The 13,728-nt window shown below is 70.2% G+C and carries 10 protein-coding genes; all 10 read left to right on the plus strand.

Annotated features, from left to right (window positions below):
• Positions 1-4 precede the first annotated feature (4 nt).
• The 10 genes from D6718_10985 to D6718_11030 all read left to right on the plus strand — a co-directional run bounded on the left by D6718_10985 (position 5) and on the right by D6718_11030 (position 13,718).
• Entirely contained in the window at positions 5-922 is a 918-nt protein-coding gene (locus D6718_10985; protein ID RMG43947.1) for a glycosyltransferase family 2 protein, read from the plus strand.
• A 304-nt stretch (positions 923-1,226) separates the two neighbouring features.
• The gene (locus tag D6718_10990; protein ID RMG43948.1) at positions 1,227-3,491 is read left to right on the plus strand and encodes a right-handed parallel beta-helix repeat-containing protein; all 2,265 of its coding nucleotides are present in this window, start codon (positions 1,227-1,229) and stop codon (positions 3,489-3,491) included.
• A 164-nt stretch (positions 3,492-3,655) separates the two neighbouring features.
• Complete coding sequence (locus tag D6718_10995) at positions 3,656-5,038, plus strand: phenylacetate--CoA ligase family protein (protein ID RMG43949.1); 1,383 nt, start codon at positions 3,656-3,658, stop codon at positions 5,036-5,038.
• Positions 5,031-6,566: a hypothetical protein gene (locus D6718_11000; protein RMG43950.1), complete on the plus strand. Its 1,536-nt coding sequence runs from the start codon at positions 5,031-5,033 to the stop codon at positions 6,564-6,566. The genes D6718_10995 and D6718_11000 overlap by 8 nt, the downstream gene beginning before the upstream one ends.
• A 36-nt stretch (positions 6,567-6,602) precedes the next feature.
• Entirely contained in the window at positions 6,603-7,808 is a 1,206-nt protein-coding gene (locus D6718_11005) for a UDP-N-acetylglucosamine 2-epimerase (non-hydrolyzing) (protein ID RMG43951.1), read from the plus strand.
• The gene (locus tag D6718_11010) at positions 7,805-9,580 is read left to right on the plus strand and encodes a glycosyltransferase (protein ID RMG43952.1); all 1,776 of its coding nucleotides are present in this window, start codon (positions 7,805-7,807) and stop codon (positions 9,578-9,580) included. Before D6718_11005 ends, D6718_11010 begins: the two co-directional genes overlap by 4 nt.
• Positions 9,510-10,733 carry a DegT/DnrJ/EryC1/StrS family aminotransferase gene (locus D6718_11015; protein ID RMG43953.1) on the plus strand — a complete coding sequence of 408 codons (1,224 nt, stop codon included), beginning with the start codon at positions 9,510-9,512 and terminating at the stop codon, positions 10,731-10,733. Before D6718_11010 ends, D6718_11015 begins: the two co-directional genes overlap by 71 nt.
• On the plus strand, positions 10,730-11,770 hold the full coding sequence (locus tag D6718_11020; GenBank protein RMG43954.1) for a gfo/Idh/MocA family oxidoreductase: 1,041 nt from the start codon (positions 10,730-10,732) through the stop codon (positions 11,768-11,770). The genes D6718_11015 and D6718_11020 overlap by 4 nt, the downstream gene beginning before the upstream one ends.
• Positions 11,767-12,387, plus strand: a complete 621-nt coding sequence (locus D6718_11025) for an N-acetyltransferase (protein RMG43955.1) — start codon at positions 11,767-11,769, stop codon at positions 12,385-12,387. The genes D6718_11020 and D6718_11025 overlap by 4 nt, the downstream gene beginning before the upstream one ends.
• Positions 12,384-13,718, plus strand: a complete 1,335-nt coding sequence (locus D6718_11030; GenBank protein RMG43956.1) for an FAD-dependent oxidoreductase — start codon at positions 12,384-12,386, stop codon at positions 13,716-13,718. Before D6718_11025 ends, D6718_11030 begins: the two co-directional genes overlap by 4 nt.
• The last annotated feature ends 10 nt before the right edge of the window (positions 13,719-13,728 follow it).

The raw sequence follows: 13,728 nt of genomic DNA on the forward strand, positions 1-13,728 counted from the left end.
CTCGATGAACGAGATCGACGTCGTCATCCCGGCCCACAACGCAGAGCCTTTCCTGGCGGAAGCGGTGCGATCGGCTCTCCGGCAGACTCTCGCTCCGAAACGGGTGATCGTCGTGGATGACGGATCGACCGACCGCACCGCGGAGGTCGCCGCATCGTTCGGCGAGCGCGTGATCCTGGTCCGGCACGAGAGGTGCCGAGGGCTGCCGGCAGCCCGCAACTCGGGCATCCGCGCCGGTGATGCGCCGCTGGTGGCGCTGCTCGACGCCGATGACGCCTGGCTCGAACGGCACCTGGAGAGGGCCGCTGCCGAGTTCGCCCGGCATCCCCACATCGGCCTCTGCTACGCGCAGGTCGTCGACTGCGACGAGAACCTGCGGCCGATTTCGACCCGGAAATTCCGCCGCCGCGAAGCCGAGGACGTGTTCGATGAGCTCTACATGAGCGCGTTTCCGATCCCCCCGAGCGCGGCGGTCCTCCGGCGGGAGGCCCTCGAACGCTGCGGGATGTTCGACGAGCGGCTGCTCAAAGCGCAGGACTTCGAATGCTGGCTGCGGATCGCCATGCTCTATCCGATCTCCTGCATCGACGAACCGCTCTGCCTGAGGCGGAACCACGCCCGGTCGATCACGCAGGGAAGCGATCCGGAGCGGGTGCTCCACTACGACGCGCTCTGCTTCAAGGCCTGCGAGGAAGCCGCAGCCCGGCTCGGACGGCGGCTCCCCATCCCGGCGGAGCGCCGGATCGTCATCGGCCGCCGGCGCCGGATGCGCGAGGCCCTCGCCGGAGGCGACCTCGAGGCGGCTCGGGTCTTCCGCGAGACTCTCCGGCGGGAAGGCGCGCTCCGCGCGGCCGACCGGGTCCGGTTCGCGGCGGGAGCGGCCCTCGTGCTCGCCCGGCGGGCCGTGCGCCGGTTTCGCTGAGAGCTCCGGAACACACGGGGTTACGCTCTCGTCCCGCCGGTTACGATCCTGCCACCCGACGGCGGCCTGCCTCGGGGCACCGCCGCGCAGGCGACGACCGACCATCGAACCTCGAAACGAAACCCCGCCGGTGCCGCCGGTCGACCCGCACCTCGATCCGGGTCCCGCGGACGTGCCGCCTCGCCCGCGGACTCGCGCTCGTAGCCCGCGCCCTCGCCGATGACTCCGGGATCGCCGCGATTGGCCTGCGGAAGGCGGTTGGCAGTAGTTTTGCTTAATCGGATAGGATCCGGCGCCGGACCGGGTGGGCGGACCCCTGGATTCCGGCGACCGAACGGCGAGGACCGAGAGGGTGAATCGGACGAGGATCGAGTCCTTCCGGCGCGCGTTGCGTCTCGATCGCCGGCGGTTCCTGGCCGGCACCGCCGTCACGATCGCGGCGGCGATCGCACCCGTGGCGGGTCAGACGCCGGTGAGCGGGCCGGCGGTCCTCGACCAGCCCGGCGAAACCTACGTCGTCACCGCCGATTTCACCGCCCCGGGCACGGCGTTCGTCATCGCGGCCGACGACATCACCCTCGACCTCAACGGCCACACCGTCGTGTTCGGCGACGCTCCCGTGGTCCGCGTCCCGAACGCGGGCTTCGAGCAAGGCAGCGGCGCGACGCCGGCCGAGTGGGACCTGAGCGCGGCCCCGGGAGCGCGGCGCACCGCCCGCCAGTGGTACTGGGAGAACTGGGAACTCCATGTGGACATGACGGCGTCGTCCGTCCAGACGCTGCGGTCGGCGCCGGTCACCCTGCCGGGCGACCAGACCTACATCGCCTTCGGTTGGGTCCGCGGAACGAGCAGCGACAGCGCCACGCTCCGGGTGCGGCGCACGTCGGACGGGGCCGTCGTCGCGGAGAGCAGCCGCACCGGCATCAACAGGGGCTTCGCCCTCGAGGCGCGCTTCAAACCTGCGGCGGCGACCGAGGTCTACGTGGAGCTGGAACTGCACGGCTCGTCGGAGATGTGGTGCGACGAGATCGACATCAAGCCGGCGTTCCAGTACGGGGTGGCCAGCTACGATTGGCAGGATCCCGACCTGTTCCCCGACCTGCCGCCGGGCCAGGTGAAGCACGGAGCGAGACTCACGATCAAGAACGGCGTGCTGCGGCAGGGCCGCGCTCAGGCCGTCCGCTCGGCGGCGGTGAAGTCCAAGGGGCCCGACCTGACCATCACGGGTGTGACCCTCGAGACGAACTCCATCAACTCGAACACGCTCGATTACTACTGGGGCGGCGGACTCACGATCGAAAACTCCACGATCACCGCGACATCGCTCGGGGTGTTCAACCGCATGTCGCCGGTGGCCCTCGTGAACGCCACCCGCACCAAGGGCGACGTCGTTATCCGCAACAGCACGATCGAGGGCGGCGCCCAGCAGGGAATCGCGCTCTACCGCCGGTATGCGGAGAGCGGCTCCGGGTCGCGGATCTTGATCGAAAACAACACGATCAAGAACCACGAGAAAGTGACCAACGGGTACGGGATCGGGATGACGGGATGCCGGAACTTCACCATTCGCAACAACGTCATCGCCCCCGTCTTCGGCAGAGGCCTCCTGATCGACACGGCCGGCACCGACGGTACCAACAGCGACGGTGAGATCTACGGCAACACGATCAGCGTCAAGGAGAAAGCCAATCACGAGTTCGGCCCCGAGTCGCTGCAGGTGGCCGGCATCCGGCTGCGGACCTACCCGCCGAAGGGCAACTTCCGGATCCACATCCACGACAACGAGATCACCGCGTACACGGACGAATCGCTCGTCTCCCAGGCCAACGGCATCACCGCGACGCTGCGGTCCTCCGGGGAGGACGTGGTCATCGAGAACAACGTCATCCGCTCCCAGGTGGTCGGCGCCGGCCGGACCGGACAGGCGTTGCTGTTCGAGGAGACGCTGGCCGTTTCGAACACCGTGGCCCGCAACAATGTTCTCGAGGGCAATCACACGATCGTCCGGTTCGGGGACTTCGACGGCAAGTCGACCAGCGGAATCCTCCTCGACGGCAACACTCTCCGCCGCGGAACCCCTGCGCGAGCGGACTTCCGGAGCGTGCGCATCGGTTACTGGAACGGCACCGAGAGCGGCCTGGAGCTGCGCGACACGTCCTACGAATCGGGCGCCGACGTCGACGACATGGAGTTCATCGGCTCCGGAACCAAGGACGTGACCGTGAGCTGGTATCTGACCGTGAGGGTGACCGATGGGAGCGGAGCGCCCCTCGGCGGGGCCCAGGTGACGGTCACGGACGCCAGCGGCGGCACGACCACCGGAACGACCGGCTCCGACGGGACCTGGACCACGGCTCTTCCGGAATACCGGCGGGCCGGGGCCTCCGGCGCCGACCGAACCGAGTACAATCCTTACACCGTCACGGTCCGGTACGGCTCGGCATCGTCGACGCAGAACGTGACTCTCGACCGCAGTCAAGCCGTCGATTTCGTCTTCGAAGACACCGGAGGCAACGCGCCTCCCAGCCCCGTGCGCAATAACCGGCGAGGGGACGTCGAGACGCCCTGACGGGTGCCACGCGTCCGGGGAAACACCGCCGGTCGCACCGTTGGTTCACGAGGCGCGAGGCACTATGCTTGCCGTGCGGAACGGCGCCGGGTGAGCTCCGGCCGCGGGGCGCGGGAGCTCCGCGCCGGCCGGCGGAGGCGCGCGCGCCACGTCCTGGCGGACGAATGACGACTCCTCAGCCGAAAGGCCGCATCGCCGCCGCCGTGGTCAGGGGAATCGTCGCCCCCCTGTGGGCGCGTTGGGAATCCTCGCCGTACCTCCGGGTGGCCCGCGAACTGGCCGGTCGCGAAGCGGAGGGCCTGGAATCCCGGCTCGCGCGGCAGTGGGAGCGGTTGAGGGAGATCGTCGCCCACGCCTACCGGGAAACCCCGTTCTATCGCCGCCGCTTCGACGAGATCGGCTTCGCCCCCGAGGACCTGCGGGAGTGGGACGACCTGCGCCGGCTCCCGGTGCTCCGCAAGTCGGACATCCAGCGTTCCGCGGCGGAGCTGCGGGCCAGGACCATCCCCGACGAGCGTACCGAGCCGAGGAAGACCTCGGGCTCGACCGGCTCGCCGCTCCGGTTGGTGGTCGACATCCCCTCGTCGCAGTGGAAACGGGGCGTGACCCTCTATCGGGACGGCTGGACCGGGTGGCGCCTCGGGGAGTGGCGTGCGGCGCTGTGGGGCAATCCCGAACATCTGGCCCATTGGCGCGGGCGTCTTCGCAACCGCCTGCTCGAGAGGATGATCTTTCTCGACACTCTCAAGATGGACTCCGCCGAGGTCGCTGCCTTCGCTTCCCGCGTGCGAAAGATCGCTCCGACGCTCCTCTTCGGACACGCCCACAGCCTGTACCTGCTGGCGCGCGAATGGCGGAACGCGGGCTGGCCGACCTTCCGCCCGCGAGCCGTCCTCAGCACCGCCATGGTTCTCCACGAACACGAGCGGCGGCTCATCGGTGAGGTCTTCGAGTGCCCCGTCTTCGACCGCTACGGCTGTGAGGAGGTCAGCCTGATCGCGAGCGAATGCGAGGCCCACAGCGGCTTGCACGTGAACACCGACACCCTGGTCGTGGAGGTCGTCGACGCCGACGGGCGGCCGGCGGGGCCCGGCGTTCCCGGGAGGGTCCTCGTGACCGACCTGACCAATCGCGCCATGCCGGTGATCCGGTACGAAGTCGGGGACATGGCGGTCCCGGCGGCAGGATCTTGCCCCTGCGGCCGGAGCTATCCGCTCCTCTCCCGCATCGCTGGCCGCGTGGCCGACTACCTTGTCACGCCCGAAGGCGAACTGATCTCCGGGATCTCCCTCACGGAGAACTTCGCCAACATGGTGCCCGGGATCGAGCAGATGCAGATCGTGCAAGACCGGCGGGATCACCTCCGGATCCGGGTGGTCCCGGCGCCGTCGTTCGGCGAAGGGTCGGTCTCGACGATCGCCGAGTTGGTGCGGCGGCGGTTCGGAGATCGCATGCGTTTCGACCTCGAGAAGGTCGGACGGATCGCGCCCACCCCCGGCGGCAAGTATCGCTTCACCATCCGGGAGATTCCTCTCGACGATGCCTGATCGGCCCGCGGCGCCGCGCGCGCCCTCGGAAAACTCCCCGGGACCCTCCCGGGCCGCCCGCGAGACGGCCACGATCGCGCGGCACGCCGCCGTGTACGGCCTGGCGAACGTTCTCAACCGCGCCGTGGCCTTTCTGATGCTACCCGTCTACACGCGGTTCCTGACGCCGGCCGACTACGGCACCCTCGAGATCCTCTACCTGCTGACGGCCGTGCTGGCGATCCTGCTGGGGATCGGGGTCGGCGACGTCGTGATCCGCTTCTACGTCGAGGGACGATCCGAGCGGGAGAGATTCCATACGGTGGCGACGGTGTTCTGCGGCCTGGCCCTCGTCAGCGCCGCACCGATCGGAGCCGCCGCCGCGGGAAGCCCGGCGCTGGCCCGGGCGATCCTCGACGACGCCGGCAAGTCCGGACTGGTCCTCCTCGCCCTCGGCGGGCTCTACTTCGATCTCCTGCTCGCCGTGTGGCTGAGCTACCTGCGCGCCTCCCAGAGGAGCGTCGCGCTGTTGACGGTGGCATCGGCGCGGCTCGGGCTGAACGTCGTCCTCAACGTCTGGCTTCTCGTCTCGGGGTGGAAGGTCGCCGCGATCCTCACCTCGACACTCGCCACCAACATCGTTCTGGTAGCGGTGCTCTCGGCGATCTTCTTCCTGCGGTGGGGGTTGACGCCACACTGGCGGCTCGTGCCGCAGATGCTTCGCTTCGGGCTTCCGCTGATACCCTCCAACCTCGCCTCGTACATTCTCGTCGCCGCGGATCGCTACCTTTTGAAGGAATTCCGCTCCTTCGCGGATGCCGGTCTCTATGCGCTGGGCTACAAGCTCGGAAGCGTCATCCACGAGTTCGTCACGGTCCCCTTCCGGCAGATCTGGGCGCCGCGGCGGCTGGACAACTGGGGACCCGAGGCCGAGGGCCTCTACGGCCGGATCTTCTCCTACTTCACCGCGCTCCTCGCCTGGGCCGCCCTCGCCGCATCCGTTCTGGCGACCGACGTGGTGCGGCTCGCAGCCAGCGATCCCGCATACTGGCCGGCGGCCCGGGTGGTGCCGCTGGTGGCCTGCGCCCACGTGCTGATGGGCCTTTACTACCACTTCGACATCAACGTTCTGGCCCGGCGCCGGACCGAGTACCTCATGCTGGTGAACGGCGCGAGCGCCGTGTTCAACATCGGGGCCAACCTCTTTCTGATTCCGCGCTATGGGGCCATGGGGGCGGCGGGGGCCACCGTGGCCACCTATGCGGTCCGATCCGGCCTCGTCTTTTTCATCTCGCGCGCGCTCGGCCCGCTGTCGTTCTCCTGGCTGCGCTTCGCCCACCTCGCGGCCTCCGCAACGGCGGTGTGGTGGGTCGCCGAGCGGATGATTCGGGGCCACGGAATCGGCTCGGTGGCGCTTCGCCTCCTCGCCGTCGCCTCGCTCCCCCTTTTGCTGGCGGCGACCGGTTACGTGCGGGCCGGAGATGCGAAACGCGCGCTGGCGCTGTGGCGCGCGCGGCGGGCCGCCCCCGCGGGGTCCGGGGAGGGCTGATCCGGCGGCCCTTGCCCGCCCTCCCGCCGCTGCCGAATATTGCCGGGGGGGCCGCGGCCCGATTCCGGAGGGTGGGCGTTGTCGAAGGGGCCGGCGTCACCGAGACCGGACGTGATCCTGCTGGCCGGGACGCGCCCGGAAGTGATCAAGCTCGCTCCGGTGCTGTGGTCGCTGCGGCGGCTGTCTCGCTCCGTTCGAGCCTCCTTCGTCCTCACCGGCCAGCATCACGACCTCGTCGCCCCCCTGCTCGGGCCGCTCGGGATCACCCCGGAAGCGGACCTCGGGGTCATGACGGAGGGCCAGCGGCCCACCGAGGTGCTGTCCGCGATCCTGGCCGGCCTGGCCCCCCTGCTCCGGAGCCGCCGCCCCTCGCTCCTCGTCGTGCAGGGAGACACCACCTCGGCCTTCGCCGGCGCGGTGGCCGGCTACTACGAGAGGATCCCGGTGGCCCATGTCGAGGCGGGGCTGCGGTCGGGGAACGACGACCACCCGTTCCCGGAGGAGATGCAGCGTTCCCTCATCACGCGGCTGGCGACGATTCACTTCGCTCCGACCGCCGGGAACGCCGAGAGGCTCGTCGCGGAGGGGGTGCCGCGCGAGGCGGTGCTGGTCACCGGCAATCCGGTCGTCTCCGCGCTCGACGCGGTGCTCGAGCGCTTTCCACCGTCGCCGGCGGTCCAGGACCTGGTCGCGGAGGCGGAGGGGCGCAAACTCCTTCTCGTCACCACCCACCGGCGGGAGAGCTTCGGCCGCGTGATGCGGGAGCGACTGGCCTGCCTGCGGGAGTTCGTGGACCGGCACCCGGACGTCGTCCTGATCCTGCCGGTGCACCCGAACCCCGAGGTCCGGCGCGCGGTGCGGGAAGCGCTAGCCGGAGCCCCGCGGTGCCGGACCATCGATCCGGTGCCGTATCCCGATTTCCTGCACCTCGCGAGGCACGCCTGGCTCATCGTCAGCGACTCGGGAGGGATCCAGGAAGAGGCGCCGTCGTTGGGCGTGCCTCTCCTGGTGATCCGGGAACACACGGAAAGACCGGAAGCCGTCAGCAGCGGTCACGCGAGGCTCATCGGCGGCGGCACCGAGCCGCTGCGCCGGGCGCTGGAGTCGGCCCATGCGGAAGGCTGGCGGCCGGAGCCGGCGCCGGGGGCGAATCCCTTCGGCCGGCCGGACAGCGCCGAGGCGATCGCCCGTGCTATCGTCCGGTTCCTCGAAACGGGAACCCTCGGGGAAGCGGGGCGATGAAGGGAAGCGCGGTGGACGGTGGCGGTGGAGGCGCGGACGTCCTCCTCACGGTGGCCGTCGAGGAGTACTTCCAGGTCCAGGCCCTGCGCGCTTACATCCCGGCCAGCCGGTGGGATCGCTTCGAGTCGCGCGTCCGGCGCAACACCGAGAGAACCCTCGAACTCCTCGAATCGGTGGGTGCCACGGCGACGTTTTTCGTCTCGGGATGGATCGCGGAGCGGCATCCGGCCGTCGTCCGCGAGGTCGCGGAGGCAGGCCACGAGGTAGCGTGCCTCGGGTACGATCACCGTCCCCTGCGGGAATTCGACGCCGCAGGCTTCCGCGCCGACGTCCGGAAGGGGAAGGCCGCCGTCGAGCAGGCGTCCGGTCGGGAGGCCATCGGCTACCGAATCCCCCACGGTTGGTTCGGCCCTGCGGACCTCTGGGCGCTCGACATCCTCGCCGAGGAGGGATTCCTCTACGACTCCAGCCTGTGCCCGGCGTTCAGGCGGTTCGCGGACGAGCCCTGGCGGCGCTTCATCCACGCCATCGAGCGGGGAGAAAGGCGCCTGATCGAGGTCCCGCCCGGAACGGTCCGGCTCGCCGGCTTGGACTGGCCGATCGCCGGGGGCAACTACCTGCGCCAACTGCCGCGCGCCTGGCTGCGCTTCGGGATGGCCGCCTGGCGGCGTTCCACGACACAGCCCTTCGTGATGTACTTCCATGTCTGGGACCTCGACCCCGACCAGCCGCGCATCACCGCCGCGGGCTGGCTGCCCCGCCTGCGCCAGTACCGGAACCTGCACCGCATGCGGGACTTTCTGCAACGGCACCTGGAAGGCGCCACGGCCACGAGCATCGCGGAGCACCTGCGCATGGCCGCCGGACGCCGCACCTTCGCCGAGCCCGCGGCCAGGCCGGCGGCCCGGCCCGCCGCGGCGGCGCGGGAAGAACGCCCGGCCGAGCGGGTCACGGTGGTGGTGCCCTGCTACAACGAGGAGGCGGTCCTCCCTTACCTCGCCCAGACCCTCGCCAGCGTTCGGAAGGCCTACCGCGGCCGGTACCGGTTGTCCTTCGTCTTCGTCGACGACGCCAGCACCGATCGCACCTGGGAGGTTCTGCAGTCGCTCTTCGGCGGGAGCGACGACTGCCGGCTCCTCCGGCACGACACCAACCGCGGCGTCGCGGCCGCGGTGCTCACCGGGTTGCGCAACGCGGACACCGAACTGGTCGTGTCGATCGATTGCGACTGCAGTTACGATCCGCACGAGATCGGGCGCCTTCTCGATCGCCTGCGCCCCGGCGTGGCCCTGGTCACCGCCTCCCCGTATCACCTCCTGGGCGAAGTGCGGAACGTCCCGGGCTGGCGGCTCTTCCTGTCGCGGTCGCTGTCGCGCCTGTACCGGGCGCTGTTCCGGCAGAAACTGCACACCTACACCAGCTGTTTCAGGGCCTACAGGAGGTCGCTGGTCCTTCCGCTGGAACTCGAGCGGGGGGACTTCATGGGCATGACCGAGATGTTGGTGCGTCTCGATCTGCGGGGCGCCCGACTCGCCGAGGTGCCGGCGGTCCTCGAAGCGCGCCTGCTGGGACACTCGAAGCTGCGCGCGCTCCCGACGATCCTGCGCCATCTGGCGCTCCTGGCCCAGTTGGTCTGGTGGAAACTGACACGCCGCGCCGGCAAGGGACCCGCTCCCGGCGGCGAGGCCGAGGAGATTTCCTATGAGCGAAGCGAGCCCGCCCCCACGGGTGCTCCCGAGCGACCAGAACGCCAGCGGAAGGTCGTTCGGTGAGGAGGAGAGGAAAGCGCTCGCCGAGGTGCTGGCGGCCGGAACCCTGATCTCCACCAAGGGGTCGGTGGTCAAAGAGTTCGAGTCGGAATTCGCCGCCTGGCTCGGCGTCCGGCACGCCGTGGCCTGCTCCTCGGGCACCGCGGCGGTGCACACGGCGCTGGCCGCGCTCGATCTGGAACCGGGTGACGAGGTGATCACCACCCCGATCACCGACATGGGCGCGTTGACTCCGATCCTCTACCAAGGGCTGATCCCGGTTTTCGCCGACGTCGATCCGAGCACCGGGCTTCTCGATCCCGCCAGCGTGGAGGACCGGATCGGCCCGCGCACCCGGGCGGTGATCGCCACCCATCTGTTCGGGCATCCCGGCTCGGCGGAACCCCTGGCCCGCGTCGCCGCCGATCGCGGCCTCGCCCTGATCGAGGACTGCGCCCAGGCCTACGGAGCGAGCACGCGGGGACGGAAGGTGGGCACCTTCGGGGCCCTCGCCTGCTTCAGCCTCCAGCAGGGGAAGCACATCACGTGCGGCGAAGGGGGCCTGGTCGTGACCGGCGACGACAGGCTCGCCCGCCGGTGCCGCCTGTTCGTGAACAAGGCGTGGCCCTACGGAGAGCCGGATCCCGACCACGAGTTCCTCGCGCCCAACTACCGCATGACGGAGCTTCAGGGAGCAGTGGCGCTGGCGCAGCTACGGAAGCTCGACCGCCTGCTCGACGCGCGCACCGAGACCGCCGAGGCGTTCTGCCGGAGCGCCCGCAATCTCCGGGGGGTGGCCGCACCGGTCCTCGGGCCGGAAGACCGGCACGCCTACTGGCGCATCCCGCTCACCGTTTCCGGGGACGCGACGCGGCGCTCTCTGAAGGAGGTCGCGCGGGACCTGCAACGGGCGGGCATCGCGGCGAGCGCCGGCTACACGGGGCGGCCGGCGTTCGCCTGCCGTCTGTTTCGCGAGCAGGCGACTTTCGGCCGCAGCCGCTATCCCTTCACCCTGGCCCGACCGGAGGCGGTCGACTACCGCCCGGAGCGCTTTCCCGGCACCATGGAGTTCATCCGGCGCGTCCTCGTGATCGGTTGGAACGAGCGCATGGACCACGAGGACACCCGGTATGTCCTCGAGCGCCTGGAGGAGGCGCTCGGCCAGGGGGGCCGATGACGGGCCGGGCGTCCGATCCACTGCGCCTCGCATTGATCGGCGCGGGGCGGATCGGTTCGGCGTACGCCGCGGCGGCTGCGGGCCTGAGGGAAGTGCGCCTCGTGGCGGTCGCCGACGTCGATCCCAGGCGAGCGGCGGCGGTGGCGGACATCTGCGGGGCGGAGCCGCGATCCGACTGGCGCGACGCGCTGGGGTCCGGGGCGGAAGCGGTGCTCATCTGCACGCCCCCCTGCTGGCATGCCGAGCAGGCGATGGCCGCAGCGGAACGAGGGCTGCATGTCCTGTGCGAAAAGCCTCTCGCGCTGAACGTTCGCGAGGCCATGGAGATGATCGACACCGCGCGCCGGCGCGGTGTTCTGCTCACCATGGCCTCGAAGTTCCGCTACGTCGACGACATTCCGAAAGCCAGGGCGCTGATCGACAGCGGTGAGATCGGTGACGTGGTGCTGCTCGAGAACTCCTTCACCTCGCGCCTCGACCTCACCGGCCGCTGGAACGCCGATCCCGCGATCAGCGGTGGTGGTGTCCTCATCGACAACGGAACCCACTCGGTGGACATCGTCCGGTGCCTGCTGGGACCGATCGAAGCCGTCCGCGCGGTCGTGATCTCCCTCACCGCCCCCGGCGGGGTGGAGGACACGGTGCACATGTTCGCGCGGTGCGCCGCCGGCCCGATGGCGAGCGTCCACTTGTCGTGGCGATTCGACCGGCGCTCCCGGTCGTATCTCGACATCTACGGTTCCGCAGGGGTCGTGCGCGTCGGCTGGCGCGGCTCCTGGTACCGCCGGGACAGGGACGAGAAGTGGATCCGGTTCGGCCGTGGCTACGACAAGATCCGCGCGCTGCGGAAGCAGCTCGCGGGATTCGCTCGCGCCGTGCGCGGCCGGGAACCGCTGGCCGTCTCGGACCAGGACGCCCTCGCTTCGGTCGAGGTGATCGCCGCCGCCTACCGCGCCGTCCGGTCGGGTGGCTGGGAAGCGGTCGGGAGCCAGGGAGCGACGGTCTCGGCCGCTCCTTCCCCGGAATCGGGCCGATGAGCGTCTTCATCCATCCCACCGCGATCGTCGAGGACGGCGTGGAAATCGGCGACGGCACCTCCGTGTGGAGCCATGTTCACGTGCGGGGGCCGAGCCGGATCGGGCGGGAATGCATCATCGGGGAAAAGAGCTACATCGCTTACGGTGTCGAGATCGGCGACCGGGTGAAGATCAACGCGTTCGTCTACATCTGCACGGCCGTCACGATCGAATCCGGAGTCATGGTCAGCGCCGGGACCATCTTCACCAACGACCGGAACCCGCGGGCCGCCACCCCGGATCTTTCCCGGTTGCTCCCTTCGGAACCGAACGAGGAGACGCTGCCGACCCGCGTGCGCGCCGGCGCCACCATCGGCGCCGGCGCGGTCATCGGCTGCGGTCTGGAGATCGGCGAGTTCGCGATGGTCGGTATGGGCTCTGTGGTGACGAAGAGCGTGGCCCCCCACTCGCTGGTCTTTGGAAACCCCGCGCGCCCGGCCGGCCTGGTCTGCGCCTGCGGCAAGGTGCTGGTGCGCTTTCCCCGGCCGGGGGAAGCGGGCGCGCCGGAACAGCTTCGCTGCGGCGCCTGCGGCCGCCGGTACGCTTTCGACGGAAGCGGGCTGCGCGGGATCGGATGAGCGGAGCGGAACGGAGCCCGGCCGTGCCCGCCGGCGGCACGGCGGTCGTGGGGGGCGGCATGCTCGGCATCGGGGCCGCTCTCCTGCTCGCGGAGGCGGGGCGCCGCGTCACCCTGTTCGAGCGCGCCGACTGCCTGGGCGGCCTTGCCGCCGCCTGGTCGCTCGGACCCGTCCGGTGGGACAGGCACTACCACGTGATCCTCGAATCGGACGAAGAGACGCTCGGACTCCTGGAGAAGCTCGACCTGGCCGGTCGGGTGGTCTGGAGCCGTCCGGGAACGGGCTGCTTCGCCGGGGGGCGCCTCTTCCCGGTCACCTCCGCCGCCGACATGCTGCGCCTTCCGGCGCTCGGCCTCGTCGACAAGTTCCGTTTGGGGCTGACCGTGCTCCGGGCCGCGCACGGCGGACGCCGTGGCCTCGACGAGATGACGGCGGAGCGCTGGCTGGTGCGTTGGTCGGGCAAGCGCGCCTACACGGCGTTCTGGAAGCCGCTTCTCGTGGCCAAGCTCGGGGCCTCGCATGGCCGAGCCTCCGCCGCGTTCATCCAGGCCACGATCCGGCGCCTGTACACCGCCCGCCGCGGCGCTTCGAAGCGCGAGAGGTTCGGTTACGTGCGCGGGGGCTACGCGGTGGTGCTCGACCGGGCCGAGCGGGCGCTTCGAGACCGCGGCTGCACGCTGCGGCTCGGCGCCGGCGTGAGCAGCATCGTCCGCGAGGGTTCGCGCGTCGCGGTGGCCGTGGGGGATCGCGTCGACCTCTTCGACGACGTGATCCTCACCCTGCCCCCTCCCATCGCCGCCCGGCTGTGCCCGCAGCTCGACCACGACACCCGGAAGAAGCTGGAGTCGATCGAGTACATCGGGGTGATCTGTGCTTCTCTGCTGCTGGACCGCGCGCTGAGCGGTTACTACGTCACCAACGTGCTCGACGAGGGGCTGCCGTTCACCGCCGTCATCGAGATGACCGCCTGCGTGGATCCGGGCGACCTCCGAGGCCGCCACCTGATCTACCTCCCCCGCTACGCGCCATGGGACGATCCGTTCTGGGACCTGGACGACTCCGCCATCCGGGAAAGCCTGCTCGCGGGGCTCGAGCGGGTGCACCCCGGGCTGGGAGGTGCGCGCATCGAGGCCTTCCGCGTCTCGCGGCAGCGCTTCGTGTTGCCGCTCCCCGCCCCGGGCCTCGCCCGGCGCGTTCCCGGCATCGAGCCGGCGATCCCGGGGATCTGGATGCTGAGCTCCGCGCAGATCCGCGACGGAACGCCGAACGTGAACGACACCCTCCGCCTGGCGCGCCAGGGCGTGGCGGCCCTGCTCGGGGCAGTCTCGTGAAGGAGGGGCA

This window comes from Acidobacteriota bacterium, assembly GCA_003696075.1.
In the GTDB taxonomy this organism is placed as follows: domain Bacteria; phylum Acidobacteriota; class Polarisedimenticolia; order J045; family J045; genus J045.